General features: G+C 64.0%; 19 protein-coding genes and 1 pseudogene. 10 read left to right on the top strand and 10 right to left on the bottom strand.

The window, feature by feature from the left end; genetic code table 11:
* Positions 1-167: 167 nt before the first annotated feature.
* The gene (locus AB3X96_RS14865; RefSeq protein WP_368590316.1) at positions 168-458 is read right to left on the bottom strand and encodes a contact-dependent growth inhibition system immunity protein; all 291 of its coding nucleotides are present in this window, start codon (positions 456-458) and stop codon (positions 168-170) included.
* Between the two features lie 9 nt (positions 459-467).
* Positions 468-1,180 (bottom strand): annotated as a pseudogene (locus AB3X96_RS14860) (RNase A-like domain-containing protein).
* 513 nt (positions 1,181-1,693) lie between these two features.
* Between AB3X96_RS14860 and AB3X96_RS14855 the strand changes: the two are divergent.
* The 4 genes from AB3X96_RS14855 to AB3X96_RS14840 all read left to right on the top strand — a co-directional run bounded on the left by AB3X96_RS14855 (position 1,694) and on the right by AB3X96_RS14840 (position 4,919).
* Positions 1,694-2,521 (top strand): AraC family transcriptional regulator, encoded by an 828-nt coding sequence (locus tag AB3X96_RS14855; protein ID WP_368590315.1) that lies wholly within the window; start codon positions 1,694-1,696, stop codon positions 2,519-2,521.
* An 81-nt stretch (positions 2,522-2,602) separates the two neighbouring features.
* Positions 2,603-3,004, top strand: coding sequence for a cupin domain-containing protein (locus tag AB3X96_RS14850; RefSeq protein WP_368590314.1), 402 nt, complete (start codon positions 2,603-2,605; stop codon positions 3,002-3,004).
* Between the two features lie 8 nt (positions 3,005-3,012).
* A complete protein-coding gene (locus AB3X96_RS14845) occupies positions 3,013-3,489 on the top strand; it encodes a GNAT family N-acetyltransferase (RefSeq protein WP_368590405.1) in 477 nt (158 codons plus the stop codon).
* Positions 3,490-3,803: 314 nt separating this feature from the next.
* Positions 3,804-4,919: a succinylglutamate desuccinylase/aspartoacylase family protein gene (locus AB3X96_RS14840; RefSeq protein ID WP_368590313.1), complete on the top strand. Its 1,116-nt coding sequence runs from the start codon at positions 3,804-3,806 to the stop codon at positions 4,917-4,919.
* 21 nt (positions 4,920-4,940) lie between these two features.
* On the opposite strand, the gene AB3X96_RS14835 is transcribed toward AB3X96_RS14840, so the two are convergent.
* From AB3X96_RS14835 to AB3X96_RS14820, 4 genes are all read right to left on the bottom strand, one after another.
* On the bottom strand, positions 4,941-5,417 hold the full coding sequence (locus tag AB3X96_RS14835; RefSeq protein WP_176121234.1) for a DNA-deoxyinosine glycosylase: 477 nt from the start codon (positions 5,415-5,417) through the stop codon (positions 4,941-4,943).
* Entirely contained in the window at positions 5,417-6,133 is a 717-nt protein-coding gene (locus tag AB3X96_RS14830; protein ID WP_368590312.1) for a chorismate lyase, read from the bottom strand. The genes AB3X96_RS14835 and AB3X96_RS14830 overlap by 1 nt, the downstream gene beginning before the upstream one ends.
* Before the next feature lie 200 nt (positions 6,134-6,333).
* The gene (gene htpG / locus AB3X96_RS14825) at positions 6,334-8,232 is read right to left on the bottom strand and encodes a molecular chaperone HtpG (protein ID WP_368590311.1); all 1,899 of its coding nucleotides are present in this window, start codon (positions 8,230-8,232) and stop codon (positions 6,334-6,336) included.
* 121 nt (positions 8,233-8,353) lie between these two features.
* Positions 8,354-9,811, bottom strand: a complete 1,458-nt coding sequence (locus tag AB3X96_RS14820; RefSeq protein ID WP_368590310.1) for a PLP-dependent aminotransferase family protein — start codon at positions 9,809-9,811, stop codon at positions 8,354-8,356.
* 232 nt (positions 9,812-10,043) lie between these two features.
* On the opposite strand from AB3X96_RS14820, the gene AB3X96_RS14815 reads away from it, so the two are divergent.
* The 4 genes from AB3X96_RS14815 (at position 10,044) to AB3X96_RS14800 (ending at position 13,707) form a co-directional block, all read left to right on the top strand.
* Entirely contained in the window at positions 10,044-10,739 is a 696-nt protein-coding gene (locus tag AB3X96_RS14815) for a VOC family protein (protein WP_368590404.1), read from the top strand.
* 106 nt (positions 10,740-10,845) lie between these two features.
* Complete coding sequence (locus AB3X96_RS14810) at positions 10,846-12,042, top strand: PLP-dependent aminotransferase family protein (RefSeq protein WP_176366956.1); 1,197 nt, start codon at positions 10,846-10,848, stop codon at positions 12,040-12,042.
* A 104-nt stretch (positions 12,043-12,146) separates the two neighbouring features.
* Complete coding sequence (locus AB3X96_RS14805) at positions 12,147-12,611, top strand: RidA family protein (protein WP_368590309.1); 465 nt, start codon at positions 12,147-12,149, stop codon at positions 12,609-12,611.
* Between the two features lie 196 nt (positions 12,612-12,807).
* A complete protein-coding gene (locus tag AB3X96_RS14800; protein WP_368590308.1) occupies positions 12,808-13,707 on the top strand; it encodes a PhzF family phenazine biosynthesis protein in 900 nt (299 codons plus the stop codon).
* 106 nt (positions 13,708-13,813) lie between these two features.
* Here the strand turns inward: AB3X96_RS14800 and AB3X96_RS14795 are convergent, their stop codons facing one another.
* The gene (locus AB3X96_RS14795) at positions 13,814-14,050 is read right to left on the bottom strand and encodes a hypothetical protein (protein ID WP_368590307.1); all 237 of its coding nucleotides are present in this window, start codon (positions 14,048-14,050) and stop codon (positions 13,814-13,816) included.
* 75 nt (positions 14,051-14,125) lie between these two features.
* Here AB3X96_RS14795 and AB3X96_RS14790 point away from each other — a divergent pair, with 75 nt between their 5' ends.
* Both AB3X96_RS14790 and AB3X96_RS14785 read left to right on the top strand, forming a co-directional pair.
* Complete coding sequence (locus AB3X96_RS14790) at positions 14,126-16,489, top strand: EAL domain-containing protein (protein WP_368590306.1); 2,364 nt, start codon at positions 14,126-14,128, stop codon at positions 16,487-16,489.
* A 37-nt stretch (positions 16,490-16,526) separates the two neighbouring features.
* Positions 16,527-17,735 (top strand): chromate transporter, encoded by a 1,209-nt coding sequence (locus AB3X96_RS14785; RefSeq protein ID WP_368590305.1) that lies wholly within the window; start codon positions 16,527-16,529, stop codon positions 17,733-17,735.
* 48 nt (positions 17,736-17,783) lie between these two features.
* Here AB3X96_RS14785 and AB3X96_RS14780 read toward each other — a convergent pair whose 3' ends face one another.
* The 3 genes from AB3X96_RS14780 to AB3X96_RS14770 all read right to left on the bottom strand — a co-directional run bounded on the left by AB3X96_RS14780 (position 17,784) and on the right by AB3X96_RS14770 (position 22,898).
* Positions 17,784-18,242 (bottom strand): CopD family protein, encoded by a 459-nt coding sequence (locus tag AB3X96_RS14780; RefSeq protein ID WP_013088820.1) that lies wholly within the window; start codon positions 18,240-18,242, stop codon positions 17,784-17,786.
* 288 nt (positions 18,243-18,530) lie between these two features.
* Positions 18,531-20,852, bottom strand: a complete 2,322-nt coding sequence (gene parC / locus AB3X96_RS14775) for a DNA topoisomerase IV subunit A (protein ID WP_368590304.1) — start codon at positions 20,850-20,852, stop codon at positions 18,531-18,533.
* A gap of 60 nt (positions 20,853-20,912) precedes the next feature.
* On the bottom strand, positions 20,913-22,898 hold the full coding sequence (locus tag AB3X96_RS14770) for a DNA topoisomerase IV subunit B (protein ID WP_368590303.1): 1,986 nt from the start codon (positions 22,896-22,898) through the stop codon (positions 20,913-20,915).
* Positions 22,899-23,038 lie beyond the last annotated feature (140 nt).

Genomic DNA, 23,038 nt, shown 5'->3' with positions numbered 1-23,038 from the left:
GCCACTAGCCCTCACCTCAGTAGCATTTGCGACTGAACATCGACGCGCAACGGAGCACGCATGGATTAGGCGGTGCCATCTGTCCGGCTTTCCGAATCAGGCCGCACCCTATATGGCGCCCCGTCTCACTAGCCAACAAGAACCCCGCGGATAGGGGCACAAACGGGCTATTCACTCAACAGCCGCTTCAATTCCCCAAGAAATGATGCGGTCGTGTGTCCCCATGGGACAGGAGAGAACTCGTGCCCGTACGTCTGATCGAACGCGACATCGAGATCATGCTGGTGTTCTTTCTCGAATCTTTCTATCTCTGCGAGCATTAATTGATGGTCAGCCACCGGGCTATCCCTTTTGTAACAGGCAACAATATCGGGAATGGTCTCACCCCATATGTCGAAATCCTGGTTCAAGTAAACGCCGAACAATTGATTCAGTTCGGGGTATGAAGTTTCTCTCATTGCCAGAACTCAGTATAGGTAGGCCGTGAGAACATAGTATGGCATTCCGTTGTACGTTTCGTATTTAAGAACGTTTTGATCCGAAGTGCGTCAACCCGCATCACCTCCGAGATCGCCCATTCCGCAGACTCGATATTCGTGAACGACGAAACCGTTTGCCGCTTTGATTCGCGAGTTAATCGCTCACGCAACTGTGCTTCAGTGCGCCCCACATGTTTCTCGACTGTGTGGCCTCCGATCCGACTGCCCAGCTTCGCTTCGTGCTTCATCAGGTCAATCCGGCCCATCACGATCCGCGAAGCCCGCGCGGCCTTGACCGAACCAGCAAAGCCAAACGGCACGGCGATATCAAGCGACAAGCCAATACTGCTCGCCATGCCAGGACTAGCTTTCATCGCCTCGGCCAGCTTCGTCGTACCCTGCTGGGTCAGCGTAGCCGTATCCCGCCCCGTCCAGACCTGACGCAGACCGGCTGCCGCCGTATCAGAACCATGCGCGCCGAACACGACACACCCGGCTTTGCTCGCCATCGTCGGCTCCGGCAGAACGCATAGTGCGGCCGCTCCGACCATTTCCAGAACGCCACCGACAACCTGCAAGCCGCCCCATAGCCAATTGGAAAGCATTTCGGTCTGGTTAATCGATTGACGGGCCAAGACGGCCACGAGTTGCGGGGCGCTCAGTACAACGCGAAAATCGTCTGACTCGTTCGCCTGTGACATGCAAAAAATCCTCTCTGTTCGTTTCGGGACTTTGAGGCTATCAGGCGACTTCACAGGTCGGCTATGGGCGAAGGATGATTTGTACGTCCGCCGGACGGACGGCGCTGTGGACCGCCAGTACTCAGTAGTCCAAGACGCTATTGACATGCAACAGGATGCAGAACGATATCGTTACATCGTATTTCGGAGAAACCGCTCCAGAGATTGTCTCGTGCTACAAAAGAGATGACTCTCACAGACAGCAGGGTTTGATTCGTGAGATAGACTCGTTCAGGAAAGAGCATGATCTGGACACCGCATTTGAACAGTTCTGGCGGGGGGGTTCCGTCTCGAGGGGTGGGGCTAGACGACCGCCTCTTTCCTTGACGAGATACAGCGTCTTCTGAGCGAACAATCCCACAGCGTCGCACGAGGGTCGCTAGCGAGCGAGCAGGCAATTGCTCAGGACGGTTAATATGAAGGCCATCTGACATCGATTTTCCCGCAGCCCCGCCAAACAAGCCCGAGAGTATGATGGACGGCGACATCAGCCAACTCCAATCCGACTGGATTTCCCGTTCGGAGCCCACCGACGGAGTCGAACGCATCGAGGCCTTTTTCCACGGCAATGCATACTCCCTGCATCGGCACGACACCTACGCGATCGGCCTGACGCTCGCCGGCGTTCAATGCTTTCACTACCGGCGCGGCTTGCGCACCAGTCTGCCCGGCCAGACGATGGTGCTGCATCCCGACGAAGCGCACGACGGTCAGGCCGGTACGCAGGAGGGATTCCGTTATCAGATGATTTACGTGCACCCGGCCGCCATCCAGGAGGTCCTCGGAGGCCGGCCGCTGCCATTCGTCGAAGGCGGGGTCACGAACGATCCACGGCTGTTCGAAGCGACGAAGACAGCGTTGCGCCAGATGCGCGGCGACGCGGAGCCGCTCGAGCGCGACGACGCGCTCGCCGGCCTCGCGCTCGCGCTGGATCGTGTATCGGGTGCCCGAGCTGCGCGCAGGTCCGCGGATTTCGCGGCAGCGCAGCGGGCACGGGAATATCTGCACGCATCGAGCAGCCGCGTCGTCACGCTGGATGAACTTGCCGCCGTCAGCGGACAGGATCGCTGGAGCCTGTCGCGCGATTTCCGAACCTTTTACGGCACCAGCCCATATCACTACCTGGTCATGCGCCGGCTCGAAGCGGCGCGCGCGATGATGCTGCGCGGCGTTTCCCTCGTGGACACGGCGGCAGCGGCCGGCTTCGCCGACCAGAGCCACATGACCCGGCATTTTCGCCACGCATACGGGATCCCGCCCGCGCGTTGGCTCGCGATGACGAGCGATCGGCGCGCCGGCTAGCGCAGGCTTGCACGATCGTTCAAGACACCCGCCGGCGGCCGGCCTAAGCTCTGTTCCAGCTATCACCCCAACGGAGCCACCATGCACAGCGATTCCCAGCCAAGACCCGAGCAACGCGGCCAGTACAAGACGATCAATCTGCTCGACAAGATCCGTCAGATCGACGACCACTGGCAGCCGCGCGTCGTTGCCGAAATGAACGACTATCAGTTCAAGGTCGTAAAGATAGAGGGCGATTTCGTCTGGCACCGGCATGCCGACACCGACGAGACTTTCATCGTTCTCGAAGGGCGCTTGCGCATCGACTTCCGCGATCGCTCGATCGAACTGCTCGCCGGAGAAATGGCGGTGGTTCCAAAGGGAGTCGAGCACAAGCCGTATGCCGGCTCCGAAGTGAAGCTGCTGCTGATCGAACCGCGCGGCGTCGTCAACACCGGCGATACGACCAACGAAAGAACGGCCGAAAACGACGTATGGATCTGAGAACCGCCATGCAAACGCCGCTGCCGATCGTTCGCGAAGCCGTTTTCCCCGCCGATACGCGCAGGCTCGTCGCGGTGATCCGAGAGTATGTCCAGTGGCTGGATCTGGATCTGTCGTACCGTGGATTCGATGCCGAAATGGACGCGTTCGAAGCGGTTTACACGTTGCCATCCGGCATGTTCTTCGTCGCCGATGCCGGCGGCGAACTCGCCGGTTGCGCGGGGCTGCTGCGCCATAGTGCGGGGACCGCCGAAATCAAGCGCCTGTTCGTTCGCGATGCGTTCAGAGGGATGCGTCTCGGCGAAACGCTGGTGACGTCGGTGATCGGGAAAGCAAAATCGTTGGGCTTCTCGAAGCTGGTCCTCGACTCGGTGCCGAAAACCGCTTTCGCGCAGCGCATCTACGAACGATTAGGTTTCGTGGAAATCGCGCCTTACTACGCAAATCCGGTCGAGGGCACGAGGTTTCTTGCACTCGAGCTTTGACGGCGCGGCGCGGCGTCGCTCGTTTTCGAACTTTCTCCATAGCGCGCAAGTTGCATATACATCTATTGCTGCAGCGCGCGCTTTGACTCCTCCTTCGAATTTTCGTTTCACGCGAAAATCCCGCCTAACTGAAGGCGCGTCGCCCGTCGTCAGCGAAAACCCTAGTTCCGCCATCATCTTCAATTCTCTATCTTGTCTATACAACTGAGCTGAAGCTCGAAGCCAGGTACTTCAACTTCGACGTATACGTCAGCTGACCGGCAATGGCGCGGGAATCCCGCGCCCGTACGGCGGCCGGCAACATTCACACCATCATGCAAACACAAACCCATCCGTTGATTTCCCCGTCGCTCGGCACCGAGCGGTACCTGACGAGCTTCCACTACGGCCCGACGGGCGGACAGAAGATCTACATCCAGTCGTCGCTGCATGCCGACGAGCTGCCGGGGATGCTGGTCGCATGGGAACTGCGCCAACGCGTCGCCGCCCTCGAGACGGCGGGCAGGTTGCGCGGCGAAATCGTCATCGTGCCGGTACCCAATCCGATCGGCCTCAACCAGCGGGTGCTCGGGCACATGGTTGGCCGCTTCGAAAGCGGCACCGCGGCGAACTTCAATCGCAACTTCCACAATCTGGCCGAGCTCGTGATGCCGCGCATCGAGCCTCACCTGACCGGCGACGCGCAACGGAACCTGCGCGCCGTGCGCGCCGCCATGCGCGAGGCGCTCGCCGAGCAGACGCCGACCACCGAGCTCGAATCGCAGCGCCTCGCGCTGCAGCGCCTGTCATACGATGCCGACGTCGTGCTCGACCTGCACTGCGACTTCGAAGCGGCGATGCATCTGTTCACGAATCCCGACACGTGGCCCGACGTCGAGCCACTCGCGCGCTATCTCGACGCGAAGACTTCGCTGCTCGCGCTCAATTCGATCGGCAATCCGTTCGACGAGATTCACAGCTTCAGCTGGTCCGAGCTGCGTGCCCGCTACGGCGAGCGCTATCCGATTCCGAATGGCTCGATCTCGGTAACGATCGAGCTGCGCGGCCAGGCGGACGTGAGCTACGCGTTCGCCGAGCGCGACGCGAACGCGATCGTCGAATACCTGACGTTTCGCGGCGTCATCGACGGCACACCCGCGCCGTTGCCGGAGCTCGCGTTCCAGGCCACGCCTTTCTCCGGCAGCGAGCCGCTCGTCGCACCGATCTCCGGCGTGCTCGTGTTCCGCGCGCCGCTCGGTGTCTGGGTCGAGCCCGGCGAGGCGATCGCCGACATCGTCGATCCGCTGACCGGCCGCGTCGTCACGATCACGAACTCCGTCGCCGGCGTGCTATATGCGCGGCAACGCGCGCGTTTCGCCACCGCGGGGCTGGAGGTCGCGTGTGTCGCTGGAGCCGAGCCTATTCGCAGCGGCTCGCTGCTGCCGAACTAAGTACCCTTCCTCCGAATTTCGTCAGGAAAGAATCTGCCGCCAACACGAGAGCTTCTGTTCGAACGACAGCGTCGCATTCGCCGGGCTCGACGACGGCAACACGAGCGTTCGATAGCCTGCCGCACCGATGACCGGCGCGAACCGCCCCGCCGTCTTCCCGTTGAAGCAAACCTTGTTAAGCAACGGCGCATGCTCGCGCAACGACTCGAAGTCGTTCGGCTGCGCATGGCGGATCGCCGAGTCGAGACTGCCTTGACGATGGCATGCATCGAGCACATCCCAGATGCCGATCCGATGCGCGAGCACGCGTGCGAGGCGCTCTTCATACGGCAACCCGTGCAGCGCGGGTTCGCCGAGCACCGTGCCGAGCAGGCGCCAGAACTGGTTGCGCGGATGCGCGTAATACTGCGCCGCGGCCAGCGACGCTTCGCCGGGAAAACTGCCGAGTATCAGCGTGTGCGTGTCGGCCGCGACGACCGGCGGAAAGCCGCGCAACATCAGCGGCTCCGATCGTCCGACGTGCGCGGCGCGGCATGCGCGCGCGACGCGGTGTGATCGAGCGGACGGCCGTGGTCGCGTATCCGCTCGTGCGCGACATGCGCGCCTGGAACGCGCTCGGTCGCGGCGCCCGGGCGCCCCGCCTGCTCCAACCAGGCCAGATGCTCCCACAGTGCCGGCAGCATGCATTCGGTCACCATCAAAGGCGCGCCGTGGCGCTCGAACACCGAGCGCCGTGCGACCAGCGCATGCGGCTTATCCACGACGCCACCGCCGATCTCGCGCGCGGTCAGCCGATACAACGGATGCCGCTTCCCGACCCTGCGGCTCACCAGCGACGAACGAGCGACGCTGCTATCGCTGTACAGCAACTCGGCGAGCGGCCGCGTGCGCAGCCGCCGCGTCGCCTGCCAGATGCCGACGCTCGCGGCGCGTGGCGTCACGCTATGCGCGGCGACGAACGGCACACCATCGACAGACAGCACCACTTCGCGCACCCACACGGGCGCGCGCGGCGTGAGTCCGAGCGCGGCGGCTTCGTCGGGCCACGGCAGCGCGACCGCTTCGCGCGTCACCCGCACCGCGACCGCGCCGAGCGCGCGCAGATGCGCGGTCAGTGAACCGCCGCGGGTCAGCCAGTCTTTCTGGGCAGCGCTGAAAGTGGGCAAAGGCGCGACGCGCCAGTGGGTGTCGGCGGGATCGAAACGGATAGGCATGGTGTCGGATTATAGCGGCGCGCTCCGACGGCATTTTTTCGCGGCGACGCTTGCGCTGATCGCGCGCCGCTCCAGGCAAGAAGCTGGCGCGAACCGACGGGCAAAAAAATGCGCTGCCGAAGCAGCGCATTGCCGAACCACCACAGAGCGTCAATCCAATAACAACGTCATCGACGCTCCCAGTTCGCCTTCACTGATACTCAACCCGCGCGCGACAGCAGCAACGCATTGGTCCGCTTCACGAAGCTCGCCGGATCTTCCAGCGCGCCGCCTTCGGCGAGCAGTGCCTGATCGAACAGCAGATGGCACCAGTCGTCGAAGTTCGCGCTATCGGCATGCAGACCCTTGACGAGCGCGTGCTCCGGATTCACTTCGAGAATCGGATGGAACTCCGGCGCCTGCTGGCCCGCGGCCTTCAGCATGCGCTGCAGGTAGCCGCTCATTTCGCCGTCGTCGGCGACGAGGCACGACGGCGAGTCGGTCAGGCGGAACGTCAGACGCACGTCCTTCGCCTTGTCCTTCAGCGCTTCCTTCATCTTTTCGACGAGCGGCTTGAACTCTTCGCCGATCTTCTCCTGCGCCTGCTTTTCCTCGTCGTTCAGCGCGCCGAGATCGAGATCGCCGCGCGCGACGCTTTGCAGCGGCTTGCCGTCGAATTCGTTGAGGAACGACAGCATCCACTCATCGACGCGATCAGTGAGCAACAGCACTTCGACGCCCTTCTTGCGGAACACTTCGAGATGCGGGCTGTTCGACGCGGCTTGCCACGTGTCGGCGGTTACGTAGTAAATCTTCGTCTGCTCGGGCTTCATGCGAGCGACGTAGTCGGCCAGCGACACGGTCTGCTCGGCCGTGCCCGTATGCGTCGTCGCAAAGCGCAGGAGCTTCGCGATGCGCTCGCGATTGGCGAAGTCCTCGCCGATGCCTTCCTTCAGCACCTGGCCGAATTCCTTCCAGAAGCTGGCGTACTTTTCCTTGTCGGCGGCTTCATCCGAATTCGCCAGTTCTTCGAGCATCGACAGCGCGCGCTTCGTCACGCCTTCGCGGATCGCCTTCACGTCACGGCTTTCCTGCAGGATTTCGCGCGACACGTTGAGCGGCAGATCGGCCGAATCGACCACACCCTTCACGAAACGCAGGTACGTGGGCAGCAGTTGCTCGGCGTCGTCCATGATGAACACGCGCTTCACGTACAGCTTCAGTCCGCCGCGCTGCTCGCGGTTCCACAGATCGAACGGCGCGTGCGCCGGCACGTACAGCAGTTGCGTGTATTCGCTGCGGCCTTCGACGCGGTTATGCGTCCACGTCAGCGGGTCCTGATGATCGTGCGAGATGTGCTGGTAGAACTGCTTGTATTGATCTTCGGTGATGTCGTTCTTCGAACGGGTCCACAGCGCGCTCGCCTGGTTGACGGTCTCGTCCTCGTCCTTCTTGACCATCTCGCTCTTTTCCGCTTCCCACTCTTCCTTCTGCATCAGGATCGGCAGCGCGACATGGTCCGAGTACTTCTGAATGATGGACTTCAGTCGATACGACGACAGCAACTCGTCCTCATCGGCACGCAGATGCAGCGTGATGGTCGTGCCGCGCGCGGCGCGCTCGATGGTCTCCACCGCGAAATCGCCCTCGCCCGCGCTGACCCAGCGCACGCCTTCGGCGGCCGGCAAGCCGGCGCGGCGCGTCTCGACGGTGATCTTGTCGGCGACGATGAAGCCCGAGTAGAAGCCCACGCCGAACTGGCCGATCAGCGCCGCGTCCTTCTGCTGGTCGCCCGACAGCTTGCCGAAGAATTCCTTGGTGCCCGAACGCGCGATCGTGCCGAGGTGGGCGATCGTTTCGTCGCGGCTCATGCCGATGCCGTTGTCGTCGACCGTGACGGTGCGCGCGGCCTTGTCGTACGACACGCGAATCCGCAGGTTCGGATCGTTTTCGTACAGCGCGCTGTTTTCGATCGCCTCGAAGCGCAGCTTGTCGGCCGCGTCGGACGCGTTCGAGATCAGCTCGCGCAGAAAGATTTCCTTGTTGCTGTACAGCGAATGGATCATCAGTTGCAGAAGCTGCTTCACTTCTGCCTGAAAGCTCATGGTTTCTTGTGCCATGGTCGGACTTCCTCTCTGTTGCGAATGGGGGATGGGCGGCGGCGAAATCAGTCAGGGCCCGCCGGGCCGGATCGCCGGACCGCCGGATCGTCCGCGCAATTGGGGACGATCCGGCGCGGTTTCAAGAGGCGCGGCGCGCGACGCCGTCGAGATAACGGCTCAGAAACGCCGGCAGCTCAGGATCGCCGCAATTGGCGATATTGAAGCGCATCCACGTGCTCGGCGACTGCTGCGGCGAAAACAGGCCGCCCGGCGTGAGCAGGAAGCCAGCTTCGTGCCCGGCCGCGGCGAGCGCGCCCGCGTCGACGCCGGTGTCGGCCCACAGGAACATGCCGGCCGTCGGCGTCAGGAACAGCTTCATGCCGGCCTTCTCGATCATCCGCACGGCCTTCTCGCGCACGCCGTCGAGCCGCGCGCGAATCCGCTCGACGTGGCGCCGGTAGTGGCCCTCGGTCAGGATCTTGTAGATCACGCGCTCGTTGAGTTCGGGGCTCGTCATGCCGACCAGCATCTTCTGATTGCTGACCACCATAGCGACTTCCGGCGCGCACGCGATGAAACCGACGCGCAGATTCGGCGCGAGCGTCTTCGAAAAGCTGCCGAGGTAGATCACGCGCTTCAACTGATCGAGGCTCGCGAGCCGCGTGCCCGGGTAGCCGGGCGGGCACAGGTCGCCGTAGATATCGTCCTCGACGACGATGAAGTCGTACGCCTCGGCAAGCCGCAGGATGCGGAACGCCTGCGCGGCGGTCAGCGAGGTGCCGGTCGGGTTTTGCAGCACCGAGTTGATCACCAGCATTTTGGGGCGCCATTCCTGAACCAGCGCTTCGAGCGCGTCGAGATCGGGACCGTCCGGGGTGTACGGCATACCGACCAATCGGGCGCCCTGCGACGCGAAGCAGCCGAACATCTGGAACCACGCCGGATCGCCGACGATCACCGCGTCGCCCGGCTTCACGTAAATGCGCGATATCAGGTCGATCGCCTGCGTGATGCCGGACACCATCACGATCTGCTCGGGCGACGCGCCGATCTCCAGCTCCTCGAGCCGCGTCTGCAACTGCTGGCGCAGCGGCAGGAAACCTTGCGCGGTGCCGATGCCGAGCATCTGCATGCCGCTTTGCCGGCCGAGCGTGCGCAGCGCGTTGGTGATCAGGTCGCCGTCGAGCCAGCGCGCCGGCAGATAGCCGAGCCCCGGACTGCGCTCGGGCCGCGCGCCCGTATGCAGCATGTTGCGCAGCAGCCAGACGACGTCGATATTGGCCGGTGCGGGCAGCGTCTCGGCGCGCGGGTGCAGCTCTGAGACCGTGGCTGCGCCGCCCTGGCGCTCGCGCACATAGAAGCCAGAGCCGCGCCGCGACTCCAGGAACCCCTGCGCGACGAGCCGCTCGTACGCTTCGACCACCGTGAAGCGCGATACGCCCTTGTCGAGCGCGAGCTTGCGGATAGACGGCATGCGCATGCCGGGGCGGAACACGCGCTCCTCGATGCGGCGCCGCGCCCACTGGACGAGCTGTTCGACCAGCGTCAGCGACGCGGTATCGTGCGGGGCGGGAATCTGGGCAAGCGGGACGGACATGACGGGCTCCAACTGTACCGAACAGTATCGAGTCGATTGTACCGTTACTGTGCAGGTCGCGGCCGTTACATTTGAATCCAGCAAAGGGTGGTCACGGCATACGAAACCATCCGCATGGCCCGCCGATCCGGCAAACGGTTATGCTTACGGCCCCGGCAGCGCAACCTTCAGGCGTGGCGCGCAACGGGCCCTTGCGCAGAACAGCGTTTTCCGTCCATCCGCCATGACAGCCCTGACAGCCCAATCGCTCATCAGTCTCGATCACCTCGTCGTCTCCGCGCGCACGCTGGATGAAGGCGTCCAGTACGTCGCCGATACCCTCGGCGTCGCCCCGGCCGGCGGCGGCGCGCATCCGCTGATGCGGACCCACAATCGCCTGCTCGGCCTGTGGGGCGGCGTCTACCTGGAAGTGATCGCGATCGATCCGCGCGCCGCGGCCGATGCAACCGGTGGCACCGCGCCGCGCCCGCGCCTGTTCGCGCTCGACGACCCGGCGACGCAGGCGCGACTCGAAATTGGGCCGTATCTGTCGCATTGGGTTGCGCGCGTCGAGCGGCCGAAGCGTCTCGCGACGTGGCAGGCGCAGTATCCGCAGCGCATCGCGCCGGTCGTGCCGATGACGCGCGGCGATTTCACGTGGGGCCTGACGGTGCCCGACGACGGCTCGTTCCCCACCTGGCAAGGCGCTGGCGACGGCGTGCTGCCGTCGCTGATCCAGTGGGACTCGACGCGGCATCCGTCGCAGTCGCTGGCACCGACGAACCTCGCGCTGAAAGCGCTGAAAGCCGTGCATCCGCGGCCGGAGCCGATTGGCGAGCAACTGCGCTGGCTCGGCGCCGCGCACCTGCTCGACGTCCAGCCGACCGACGGCGCCGCGGCGCTCGTCGCCAAATTTGAAACACCCGAGGGTCCACGAACCCTCGGATAAGCAGCGCGCGATTGGCCAACCCCGGGGCGCCCCCGGCGGCAATGCTTGCCGAGTCGCGCGATAATTGAAGTTTTGACCGGTTCCAGAAATACCAGCAGAGGAGATCATGGACCAAAGCGACCTGAAAGCCCCGACGTGGCAATTGTCCGAACGCGCGCGCAAGCTCACCAGCTCCGCGATTCGCGAAATCCTGAAGGTCACGGAACGGCCCGAAGTCATCTCCTTCGCCGGCGGCCTGCCCTCGCCGGCTACCTTCCCGGCCGAGCGCATGCGCGAGGCATCCGACCGCATCCTGCGCGACTCGCCCGCCGCTGCGCTGCAGTACAGCGCGACCGAAGGCTATCTGCCGCTGCGCGAATGGGTCGCGCAACGCTACTCGATCAACGGCGCGCAGATCCGCCCGTCGCAGGTGCTGATCACGACCGGCTCGCAACAGGCACTCGACCTGCTCGGCAAGGTGCTGGTTTGCGTGGATAGCCCGGTGCTGGTCGAAACGCCGACCTACCTTGGCGCGCTGCAATCGTTCTCGATGTACGAGCCGCACTACGTGCAGGTTCCGACCGACGAACAGGGCCTGATCCCGGAAGGCCTGACGCCGGAACTGATCAAAGGCGCGCGTCTCTTGTACACACAGCCGAATTTCCAGAATCCGACCGGCCGTCGCCTGCCGGTCGAACGCCGCCGCGCGCTCGCCGAGTTCGCGAAAAGCTCGCCGTTCCCGGTGATCGAGGACGACCCCTACGGCGCGCTCGACTACGCGGGCGAACCGCTGCCGACCATGCTGTCGATGGCGCCCGATCACATCGTCTATCTGGGCTCGTTCTCGAAGGTGCTCGCGCCGGGTCTGCGCGTCGGCTTCATCATCGCGCCCGAGGAACTGATCTTCAAACTCGTGCAGGCCAAGCAGGCCACCGACCTGCACACGCCGAGCTTCACGCAGCGCATCGTGCACGAAGTGGTCAAGGACGGCTTCCTCGACACGCACGTGCCGACGATCCGTGAGTTGTATCGCAACCAGTGCGACGCGATGCTCACCGCGCTCGAACGCTATATGCCCGAAGGCGTCAGCTGGAACCGTCCGGAAGGCGGCATGTTCATCTGGGTCAAGCTGCCGGCGGGCATCGACACGATGAAGCTGCTCGAAGAAGCGGTCGCGCAAAACGTCGCATTCGTGCCGGGCGCTCCGTTTTTCGCGAGCGAGGCGCAGCACAATACGCTGCGTCTGTCGTTCGTCACCGTGCCGCCCGCTAAAATCGACGAAGGCGTGGCGCGTCTCGGCGCACTCGTGCGCGCGAAAATTTAAAACGGCGTTAGCCGCACTGCCACCGGGGCGAAGTTTGCACGCGCGTTGCGTGCGGACTTCGCCCCGCCTGCATTCATGCAATCTCACCGTAACGAGGACACGACATGGCTCAATCGAATGTGTACGACAAGCTCAAGGAACTCGGCATCGAACTGCCGGCAGAGGGTGCGCCGGCAGCGGCCTATGTGATGAGCGCGCAAAGCGGCAACACGGTGTACCTGTCGGGTCACATCGCGAAGAAGGACGGCAAGGTCTGGGGCGGCAAGCTCGGCGCGACGCTCGGCACCGACGAAGGTAAGGCCGCCGCGCGCTCGATCGCAATCGATCTGCTCGCCACCTTGCATGCGCACGTCGGCGACCTGAACCGCGTCACGCGCATCGTCAAGCTGATGAGCCTCGTGAACTCGACGCTCGAGTTCACCGAGCAGCATGTGGTCACCAACGGCGCGTCCGAGCTGATCGCCGAGGTGTTCGGCGAGCGCGGCAAGCACGCACGCTCGGCATTCGGCGTCGCGCAGATTCCGCTCGGCGCGTGCGTCGAGATCGAACTGATCGCCGAGGTCGAATAAGCATCGATGCGAAATGACGATGCAGGCGATGCCGCGTGAGATTCGCAAATAATTCACGCGGCATCGCGATCCGAACGCGCTGTCTGGTGTCACGCACAGGCGGCGCGTTTTTGTTTTATGGCGACGGTGGATCGCCGCCGCGCAGCCGGATAGAATCCGCGAATTCCCTCAACGTCCATTGCGCCGGGGCCTGTCGATGTCCGCTCACACCGTTCGTTTCAAACAGGTCGACGTGTTTACGCCGACACCGTTCAAGGGCAATCCGCTTGCCGTCGTGTTCGATGCCGACGCGCTCGATACCGCGCAGATGCAGGCCATCGCCTGCTGGACCAATCTGTCCGAAACCACCTTTCTGCTGAAGCCGACCGATGCCGCCGCCGACTATCGCGTGCGCATCTTCACGCCCGGCGGCGAGTTGCCGTTCGCTGGTCATCCGACGCTTGGCACCGCGCATGCTTTGCGCGAAAGCGGCTACCAGCCGAAGCAGGCTGGCAAGCTGATCCAGCAATGCGGCGTGGGTCTCGTCGAACTCGAAGCGCTCGATGGCGCCGACGCTATGCACGGCGCATGGGCGTTCGCCGCGCCACCCGCGCGCGTGACGCCGCTCGCCGAGCATCGTTACGAGGCGCTGTCTACGGCTTTACGTAGTCAGGCGATCGACTTTACCGCGCCGCCATGCGCGGTGGATAACGGCGCGCCGTGGCTCGTCGTGCGGGTCGATTCGGCCCGCGACTGCCTCGCGCTCGAACCCGATGCGGCGGCGCTAGCCGAGCTCGTGCATTCGGTCGACGCGCATGGCGTCGCCGTATACGGTCCGCACGACGCCGACGGCCCGGCAACATTCGAAGTCCGTTGCCTGATGGCGGGCGGCGGCTTCGGCGTCGGTGAAGACCCGGTGACGGGCAGCGCCAACGCCGCGCTCGCGGGCTTGCTGAGCCTGCAGCAACGTCGTCCCGGCACGCGCTACACGGCGCGCCAGGGCACCGTGCTCGGGCGCGCGGGCGACGTATCGGTCCACTATGACGATGCACGCGGCAAGATCTGGATCGGCGGCCCTGCGGTAACGATCATCGACGGCACGTGCCGGCTCGCGTAAGCGGACCGCGGCCTCGCGCGCGAGGCACCGCGACACGCCGCATGTCGCCGCTTCACACCACAAAAAGCCGCATCACTATGACGTCGCCATACCTGGTTGTCCGAATTCATCGCGACTGGATGGCAAAACCCTTGCCAGAAACCGGCCATGCAGGGCTCATGAGCGGCCGGACCGAGGTGCTCGCCGCGCCCGCGTATACCCCATGCGCGGACGCTTCCTTAATCGAGTCGCATTCAGTAATATCGAACGGTATATAGCGGTCGAATCCGATGACCTGTGGACGGTCAGGCGCGGCGCCACGCCCTCTCCTCCTGCGCAGCAGCTTTGGCACCTTGGTCACCATGCAGCCATCCATTTATTTCGCGCAGTCGATGCCCGTGCGTTTGCAAGCGACCCACCCCCAGCCAAGGGCCGCGCGATGACTCAGTCCCGCTTCTCCGACCCGCGCGAAGCCAGGCCGCGACGCGATCCGATGATCACGCGCCGGCGCGCGTTGCTCGTTATTCCAGCACTCGGCGTACTCGTATTGATCCTGCTGTGGACCGTGATCTTCGCGCGGCTATCGGTCGAGAAAGACGCGACGTACCGCGAAGCGATGGCGTCTTCCGCCATTCTTTCCTCGGCGCTCGAGCAGCACACCATCAAGGCGATTCACCAGGTCGATCAGATCACTCGCTTCGTCAAGTACGAGTTCGAAAAGACGCCGAATCATTTCGATCTCGCGAGCACGGTCGAAAAAGGCGTCGTGCAAAGCGAAACGCTCGTGCAGGTGTCGCTGATCGACGAGCACGGCAGACTGATCGCCAACACGACCGAACTGAATCCCGCTCACATCGACCTGTCCGACCGCGAGCACTTCAAGGTCCACGAGCACGAGAACGACGACCAGCTATACATCAGCAAACCGGTGCTCGGCCGCATCTCGGGTCACTGGACGCTGCAGATGACGCGGCGCCTGAATCATCCTGACGGCTCGTTCGCGGGCGTCGTCGTGGTCTCCGAAGACCCGAGCTACTTCACGTCGGACTTCTACAACAACGCGGCGATCGGCCGCGAAGGCGTGATCGCGGTGATCTCCGACAACGGCACCGTGCTCGCGCGCCGCACCGGCAACGCCAACAAAGCCAGCAGCACGTTCACCGCGAGCGGCACGTATCCGACTTCGGAGCACGTGTCGGGCACCTACGTCGATTCGATCGACAACGTCACGCGTATCGTGTCGTACCGGCACATCGACGGCTATCCGCTCGGCGTGCTCGTCGGTCTTTCGCAGGGCGAAGAATTCGCCGACTACAACCACACGCGCAACGTCTATCTGTTGATGGCAGGCTTCATCTCGCTCGCGATGCTCAGCTTCTTCGGCGTCGCGACCGGCCTGATCGGCAAGCTGCTCGGCCGCGAGCGCGAGATGACGCATCTCGTCGAATACGATCTGTTGACGGGCCTGCGCAATCGCTACGCGACGCTGCAGGCGCTGCGCCACGACGTCGCGCAGCCGTTCAATCTCGGCCGCCTCGCGATTCTTTTCATCGACCTCGACAACTTCAAGACCGTCAACGACACGCTCGGTCACAACGCCGGCGACATCGTGCTGCAGATGACGGCCTCGCGCCTCGCGACCGCGGTCGGCGACGAAGGCACGCTCTCCCGCATCGGCGGCGACGAGTTCGTCGTCGTGATCAAGGGCGACGATGTCGAGAAGCGCGCGGTCGCGCTCGCCGAAGCCGCCGGGGAAGCGTTCTCGAAGCCGTTCGAGGTGCGCGGCAGTTCGTTCGTGCTGCATGCGAGCATCGGCATCGCGCTGTACTCGGTCGCCAACGAAAGCGAGATCGACCTGCTGAAGAAAGCCGACCTCGCGATGTACAGCGCGAAGGACGCCGGCAAGAACTGCTACCAGTTCTATTCGCCGCATCTGTCGCATCGCGCGGATCATTTGATGAAGTGGGAACAGCAGCTGCGCGTCGCGCTTGCCGAAGGGCAACTGTTCCTCGCCTATCAGCCGAAGATCGATCTGGCGCGTCGCTGCATCACCGGCTTCGAAGCGCTCGTACGCTGGAACCATCCGCAGCACGGGCTGATCCCGGCCAACGAGTTCATTCCCGTGGCCGAGTCCACTGGGCTGATCGTGCCGATCGGCGACTTCGTGATCGAGACCGCATGCCGTCAGCTCGCGCAGTGGCAGCAGCAGGGCTACGACACGCTGTCGCTCGCTGTGAACATTTCGGCGGTGCAGTTCTGGCGTGGCGACCTGTTCGAAACGATTTCGCGCGCGATCGAGGAAACCGGCATCTCCGCGCGCCGCCTCGAACTCGAAATCACCGAAACGACGATGATGGAATTTCCGGAAGTCGTTTCCGAAAAAATCTTCGCGCTGAAGCGTCTCGGCGTACGCATCGCGCTCGACGATTTCGGCACCGGCTATTCATCGCTGTCCTATCTGAACCGCTTCGCCGTCGATACGCTGAAGGTGGACCGCTCGTTCGTCCAGGCGATTCCGGGCGACCGCAGCGTCTGCGTGATGGTCACCGCGATCGTCAACCTCGCGCGCTCGCTCGGACTCACGGTGGTGGTCGAAGGCACGGAGACCGAAGAGCAAATCGCGTGGCTGGCAGCGCTCGGCCATATCGAGGCGCAGGGCTTCCTGTTCTCGCGTCCGGTGCCGGCAGAGGCGATTCCGGCGCTGCTCGAGCGCTTCGGGGTATGCGGCATGAACAACACCAGCGGCCGCCGCGTCGCGCACCTAGCCGACAGCGCAAGCAGCGTATCCAGCACCAGCAATTAAAGGACGGGCGCCCGCACCGCGGGCCCCCGCAGTGCCGATGCCGACCATCACGAGTGAGGAGGCTGCCCGCCGCGGGCGACGGGAACCGCTATGGACGCTGTTCCGGGTCGTGTGCGGCTTGTCGGCGCTGTCGTGGGGCGGCCTCGCGTTGATGGCGCAGCTCGAGCATCACTACGTGGAACGCGAGGGGCGACTCTCGCGCGTGGCGTTCTCGGATCTGATCGCGCTCGCGTGGATGGTGCCGGGACCCGTCGGCTGCAACGTCGCCGTGCAGCTCGGACACGCGCTGCGCGGACGCGCGGGCGCATGGGTCGCCGGTGTGGCGAGCGTGCTGCCCTTCTTCACACTGATGACGCTATTCGCGATCTTCTATCGCACTCCCGTCGTTCATACGATCGCGTCGCAGACGCTGCTACATCACTTCAGCGTCGTGCTTGCGACACTGATCGCGCTCACCTGGTACAAGCAGACGCGCGCGCTAGTGCGCGGCAAGCTCGAATGGACGGCGGCGCTGCTCGGCAGCATCGCGCTGCTCTATGCGCATAGCGCCGCGGCGTATGTGGTGATGTTGGGAGCAGCATTCGGCATCGGCTGGTTCGCGAGCCCGGAGCACGACTCGCGGCTGGCCGTGTCGCTTCGGCGCGGCGACTATCGGCTGCTGGCCGCGCTCGGCGTCCTGCTCGTGCTGTTTGCGCTGCCGCTGCCGCATCGCTATGACCTCGCGCTGCTGTGGCCGCGTCTCGCCGGCGCCGGCATGACGCTGTTCGGAGGCGGCTTCTCGGCGTTGCCGGTGCTGAAGACGCTGTTCGTCACGCCGGCGGTCGGCGTATCCGATAACGACTTCACGCTCGCGTTTACGCTGTCGCCGTTGTCTCCGGGACCCTTGCTGAACGTGGTGCCGTTCTTCGGCTATCTCGTCGATGGCTGGCTCGGCGCGCTGATCGCGACGCTCGCGCTATTCGTGCCGTCTGGCTGCCTCGTCGTGCTCGCGCAGCGGCATCTGCATCTGTTGAAGGTGAACCCGCGCTTCGAGCACGGCATGAGGATTCTGCGCGCGGTCACGACCGCGTTTCTCGCGGTCGCGGTACTGCGCATTGCCGCGCATGTACCGCTGGAACCGATCTATCTGTTGACCGCGACGTTCTCCGCAATGTGCTTCGCGAAGCTGAAGGTGCCGGTGTACGCCGTGTATGGAATGGTGGCGGTGGCGTGCGGTTTGTGGCTCGCGTACGGCGTCACGACGTGACGCGTCGCGGTCCGCACGAAGCCTGTTGCGCCGTTGGCGATCGGCGGATCAGAATCCGCGCGACAGCACCGCGACGCCGATCGTCACGACGCCCAGCACGAGATTGATCAGCACGAGACGGCGGACCGTACCGACCGCCCGCGCGCCATCGGGCCACTTCTGCGCCTGCACCGCGCGGCGAATGCGCGGATACACGGCGAAGCGGATATGCCCGAAGATCAGCATCATCACGATGCCGAGGCCGGCCATCGCATGCAATGGCCAGGTGGCATGACCGCCACCGAACTGCATCAGCAGGAAGCCACCGCTGATCAGGATCACGAGCACCGACACCCCGACCCAGTTGAAGAAGCGGCCGAACACCGACTCCCACAGCGGCAGGCGCAGTTGCGGCGACAGATCGCCGAGCGCCGGGCGCAGGCAGAAATGCGCGAACACCATACCGCCGACCCACACCGCCACCCCGAGCAGATGCAGAAAAAGCGCGACTTCGATAGCCTTGTTCATGTAGTTTTCCTCTCCCGACGACGCCACACCGTTTTGGACACTTAGTCCCGCTCAGCAGCAACTGAGCGCGTTCGACCATACGTGATACAGGCAGTTCCGGGTATCGACGTCGATTGCATCGTATTTTGTCGTTGTAATCGCGGCACGTTCATCTGGCCGCGACGCCGCCGCACCCCGTTTGCTTCCACACCCTTTGCGCGACGGACTTGTTGTGACCGACCGCGAGCGCCCCGCATGCTAGCAGGCGCCCGTGGCTTTCCAGCGTCAAACCTGGTCAAATCAACTCTACTAAGCCGGCAGCACCGGACGCATGCCGTCGAGCTTCAGCTTGCTGTCAGGCGCGCGACCCTTGCGTGCCCGTTTGCCGACATGCGCCGCAAGCTCGGCGCCCGCCAGCTTCTCCTCGTCGACGCGGCCGCCGCGGCGTGTGCCGATCAGCATCACACCCGCCTTGTCGATTGCGAGCGCCTGCACGAGCGTCTCGTTGTCGTCGAGCGCCATCAGCGTGACGCCACGGCCGCCGCCCGACAGCGTCTTCATCTCGTCGAGGCCGAACACGAGCAGACGCCCGCCAGACGACAGACACGCGACCTGCACCGCATCCGGCAGCATCGGCATGGGCGCGAGCGGCGCGGCGCCGGCGTCGATCGTCATGAACGACTTGCCTGCCTTCACGCGGCTCACCATGTCGCCGACCTTCGCGATAAAGCCGAAGCCGTTGCTCGACGCGAGCAGCAGCGCCTGGTCCGCCGACGCCGCGTAGTAGTGCATCAGATGGCTGCCCGATTCGAGTTCGATCAGCGACGTGACCGGCACGCCGTCACCACGCCCGCCCGGCAGTTGCGCCACCGCGACCGAATAGACGCGCCCGTTGCTGCCCCACGCGATCAGCATGTCGGGCGTGCGGCACTGGAACGCCGCGTAGAGGCCGTCGCCAGCCTTGAAGCTGAAGCCCGCGACGTCGAGCCCGTGGCCCTTCAACGCGCGCACCCAGCCCTTCTGCGACACCACCACCGTGACCGGTTCGTCAACCACGCGCGCTTCGAACGTCGCGCGCTTTTCCTGCTGGATCAGCGTACGGCGCTCGTCGCCGTACTGCTTCGCGTCGGCTTCGATTTCCTTGATCAGCTGGCGCTTCATGGCCGGTTCGCTGCCGAGCAGTTCCTCGAGCTTGGCCTTCTCGTCGCGCAGCTCGGCCAGCTCCTTCTCGATCTTGATCTTCTCGAGACGGGCCAACTGACGCAGCCGGATTTCGAGGATGTCTTCGGCCTGGCGGTCCGTGAGGCCGAACGCGGCCATCAGCGCGACCTTCGGCTCATCCGATTCGCGAATGATGCGGATCACTTCGTCGATATTCAGGAAGACGATCATCCGGCCTTCGAGAATATGGATGCGGTCGTCGACCTTCGACAGACGATGCCGCGTGCGGCGCGTGACCGTCGCGAAACGGAACGCGATCCACTCGTGCAGGATTTCGCTCAAGCCCTTCTGACGCGGCCGGCCGTCGCCACCCACCATCACCATGTTTAGCGGCGCGTTCGATTCGAGGCTCGTATGCGCGAGCAGCGTGTTGACGAACTCGGTTTGATCGATGCGGCTCGACTTCGGCTCGAACACGAGACGCACCGGCGCGTCCTTGCCCGATTCGTCGCGCACCGCGTCGACGAGCGCGAGCAGCGTCTGTTTGGTCTGCAACTGCTCGGGCGTCAGCGCCTTTTTGCCGAGCTTGATCTTCGGGTTGGTCTGCTCTTCGATTTCCTCGAGCACCTTCTGCGCGGCCGTGTTCGGCGGCAGTTCGGTGATCACGAGCTGCCACTGGCCGCGCGCGAGGTCTTCGATCTTCCAGCGCGCGCGCACCTTCAGGCTGCCGCGGCCGGTTTCGTACGCGGCGGCGATCTCCGCCTCGCTCGAAATGATCTGGCCGCCGCCCGGGAAGTCCGGACCCGGTACATGCTGCATCAGCTCCGCGTGCGAAAGCTTCGGATGGCGGATCAGCGCGACCGCGGCGCTTGCGAGTTCGCGCAGGTTGTGCGACGGAATTTCCGTCGCGAGACCGACCGCGATGCCCGATGCGCCGTTGAGCAGCACGAACGGCAGACGCGCCGGCAGCACCTTCGGCTCGTCGAACGAGCCGTCGTAGTTCGGCATGAAGTCGACCGTGCCCTGGTCGATCTCACTGAGCAGCAGCTTCGCGATCGGCGTCAGACGCGCTTCCGTGTATCGCATCGCCGCCGCGCCGTCGCCATCGCGCGAGCCGAAGTTGCCCTGGCCGTCGATCAGCGGATAGCGCATCGAGAAGTCCTGCGCGAGACGCACGAGTGCGTCGTACGCGGACTGGTCGCCGTGCGGGTGATACTTACCGAGCACGTCGCCGACCACGCGCGCCGATTTGACCGGCTTCGCGTTGTCGCCGAGGCCCATCTCGTTCATCGCGAACAGGATGCGGCGCTGCACTGGCTTCTGGCCGTCGCAAACGTCCGGCAGCGCGCGGCCCTTGACCACGCTGACCGCATACTCGAGATACGCGCGCTCCGCGTAGTTGCCGAGCGTCAGCACGTCGCCGTCCGACGGCGGCTCGTTGAAAAGGTCGAGAGTGTTATCGTCGTCCATCTAGATTCCGTGTCCGTGTTTGGCTTGAAGTGTCGTATGCCGCATCGAGGCGCGATGCGCTCAGATGTCCGCTTCCACTTCGTTGCCCTTCTCTTCGAGCCAGCTGCGGCGCGACGCCGCTTCGCCCTTGCCCATCAGCATCGTCATGCGCGCGACGGTCGCGTCGTAGTCGAGTTCACCGAGCGCAACCGGTTGCAGGCGGCGCGTGTCGGGATTCATCGTCGTGTCCCACAGCTGCTCGGCACTCATTTCGCCGAGCCCCTTGAAGCGGCTGATCGACCACTGGTTGTCACGCACACCGTCCTTGCGCAGCTTGTCGAGAATCGCCTCGAGTTCGCCTTCGTCGAGCGCATAGAGCTTCTGCGCGGGCTTCTTGCCGCGCGCGGGTGCATCGACGCGAAACAGCGGCGGCCGCGCGACGCACACATGGCCGCGCTCGATCAGCTGCGGGAAATGCTTGAAGAACAGCGTGAGCAGCAGCACCTGGATGTGCGAGCCGTCGACGTCGGCATCCGACAGAATGCAGATCTTGCCGTAGCGCAGATTCGACAGATCGACCTTGTCGTCCGGATTATGTGGATCGACGCCGATCGCCACTGAAATGTCGTGCACCTCGTTGTTCGCGAACAGGCGATCGCGCTCGGTTTCCCACGTATTCAGCACCTTGCCGCGCAGCGGCAGAATGGCCTGATACTCCTTGTCGCGGCCCATCTTCGCGGAGCCGCCCGCCGAGTCACCCTCGACGAGGAACAGCTCGTTGCGTCCGATTTCCGTCGATTCGCAATCGGTCAGCTTGCCGGGCAGCACCGCGACACCCGAGCTCTTGCGCTTCTCGACCTTCTGGCCCGCGCGCGTGCGCGCCTGGGCCTGCTTGATCACGAGGTCCGCGAGTTTCTTGCCGTGCTCGACGTGCTGGTTCAACCACAGTTCGAGCGCCGGCCGCGCGAACGACGACACCAGCTTGACCGCGTCGCGGCTATTCAGGCGCTCCTTGATCTGTCCTTGAAACTGCGGATCGAGCACCTTCGCCGACAGCACGAACGACACCCGCGCGAACACGTCTTCGGCGAGCAGCTTCACGCCCTTCGGTTGCAGGTTGTGCAGCTCGACGAAGCTCTTGACCGCCTGATAGAGACCGTCGCGCAAACCCGACTCATGAGTGCCGCCCGCGGGTGTCGGGATCAGGTTCACGTACGACTCGCGCGTGAGCGGCCCTTCCTCGCTCCACGCGACGACCCACGCCGCGCCCTCGCCCTCGGCGAACGTCTCTTCGCTCGAACGCGAGCTTTCCGCGTAGCGCTCGCCCTCGAACAGCGGGATCAGCAGATCGCTGCCGTTCATGCCTTCGAGCAGATACCCGCGCAGGCCGTCTTCGTATTTCCAGCTTTGCTGCTCGCCGGTCTTTTCGTTGACGAGCATGACTTCGACGCCCGGCAGCAGCACCGCTTTCGAGCGCAACAGACGCTGCAACTCGCCGAGCGGCAGGTTCGGCGAATCGAAGTACTTCGGATCGGCCCACGCGGTCACGCGCGTGCCGGATTTCTTGTCGGCCTTGGTGGCGGCGCGCACCTGGAGCGGCTTCGCGACGTCGCCGTGCGCGAAGCTCAGTTCGGCCACCTTGCCGTCGCGCCACACGGTGACGTCGAGCCGCGTGGACAGCGCGTTCGTGACCGACACGCCGACGCCGTGCAAACCGCCCGAGAACGTGTAAGCGCCGCCGGCGGCCTTGTCGAATTTGCCGCCCGCATGCAGGCGCGTGAAAACGATTTCGACGACCGGTACGCCCTCTTCGGGGTGCAGGCCGAACGGAATGCCGCGGCCGTCATCGTCGACCGAGACCGAATGGTCCGCGTGCAGCGTGACCGTGATTTGCCGGCCGTAGCCGCCGAGGGCTTCGTCCGATGCGTTGTCGATGACTTCCTGGATGATGTGCAGCGGATTCTCGGTGCGGGTGTACATGCCGGGTCGTTGCTTGACCGGCTCAAGACCCTTCAACACCTTGATCGACGCTTCGCTATACGCGGCGTTTGGCTTTTTCGTAGACATGATTGACTCGGTGCGTCGGTTCATCGTTGTCCACAGGTCCTGTGGACAGGGCCGTGGACAATGCGTTGAGTTTTCAAAAAAAGCGAAACGAAACAACAGGGTTAGGCGGGGTGCCCGCAGTGCGGGCAAGCTGTTTTGTT

It is taken from the genome of Paraburkholderia sp. BR13439 (assembly GCF_040948805.1).
Classification (GTDB): Bacteria; Pseudomonadota; Gammaproteobacteria; order Burkholderiales; family Burkholderiaceae; genus Paraburkholderia; species Paraburkholderia youngii.
This window is presented reverse-complemented; position numbering and strand designations above follow the sequence as displayed.

Excerpts from the sequence above, each read along its gene's own strand:
- AB3X96_RS14810 (WP_176366956.1), top strand. The coding sequence starts at position 10,846 with ATGGACCAAAGCGACCTGAAAGCCCCGACGTGGCAATTGTCCGAACGC.
- AB3X96_RS14780 (WP_013088820.1), bottom strand. The coding sequence starts at position 18,242 with ATGAACAAGGCTATCGAAGTCGCGCTTTTTCTGCATCTGCTCGGGGTG.
- AB3X96_RS14795 (WP_368590307.1), bottom strand. The coding sequence starts at position 14,050 with ATGGTGACCAAGGTGCCAAAGCTGCTGCGCAGGAGGAGAGGGCGTGGC.
- AB3X96_RS14770 (WP_368590303.1), bottom strand. The coding sequence starts at position 22,898 with ATGTCTACGAAAAAGCCAAACGCCGCGTATAGCGAAGCGTCGATCAAG.
- AB3X96_RS14790 (WP_368590306.1), top strand. The coding sequence starts at position 14,126 with ATGACTCAGTCCCGCTTCTCCGACCCGCGCGAAGCCAGGCCGCGACGC.
- AB3X96_RS14835 (WP_176121234.1), bottom strand. The coding sequence starts at position 5,417 with ATGTTGCGCGGCTTTCCGCCGGTCGTCGCGGCCGACACGCACACGCTG.
- AB3X96_RS14820 (WP_368590310.1), bottom strand. The coding sequence starts at position 9,811 with ATGTCCGTCCCGCTTGCCCAGATTCCCGCCCCGCACGATACCGCGTCG.
- AB3X96_RS14865 (WP_368590316.1), bottom strand. The coding sequence starts at position 458 with ATGAGAGAAACTTCATACCCCGAACTGAATCAATTGTTCGGCGTTTAC.
- AB3X96_RS14800 (WP_368590308.1), top strand. The coding sequence starts at position 12,808 with ATGTCCGCTCACACCGTTCGTTTCAAACAGGTCGACGTGTTTACGCCG.
- htpG (WP_368590311.1), bottom strand. The coding sequence starts at position 8,232 with ATGGCACAAGAAACCATGAGCTTTCAGGCAGAAGTGAAGCAGCTTCTG.
- AB3X96_RS14850 (WP_368590314.1), top strand. The coding sequence starts at position 2,603 with ATGCACAGCGATTCCCAGCCAAGACCCGAGCAACGCGGCCAGTACAAG.
- AB3X96_RS14855 (WP_368590315.1), top strand. The coding sequence starts at position 1,694 with ATGGACGGCGACATCAGCCAACTCCAATCCGACTGGATTTCCCGTTCG.
- AB3X96_RS14830 (WP_368590312.1), bottom strand. The coding sequence starts at position 6,133 with ATGCCTATCCGTTTCGATCCCGCCGACACCCACTGGCGCGTCGCGCCT.
- AB3X96_RS14785 (WP_368590305.1), top strand. The coding sequence starts at position 16,527 with ATGCCGACCATCACGAGTGAGGAGGCTGCCCGCCGCGGGCGACGGGAA.
- parC (WP_368590304.1), bottom strand. The coding sequence starts at position 20,852 with ATGGACGACGATAACACTCTCGACCTTTTCAACGAGCCGCCGTCGGAC.
- AB3X96_RS14845 (WP_368590405.1), top strand. The coding sequence starts at position 3,013 with ATGCAAACGCCGCTGCCGATCGTTCGCGAAGCCGTTTTCCCCGCCGAT.
- AB3X96_RS14805 (WP_368590309.1), top strand. The coding sequence starts at position 12,147 with ATGGCTCAATCGAATGTGTACGACAAGCTCAAGGAACTCGGCATCGAA.
- AB3X96_RS14840 (WP_368590313.1), top strand. The coding sequence starts at position 3,804 with ATGCAAACACAAACCCATCCGTTGATTTCCCCGTCGCTCGGCACCGAG.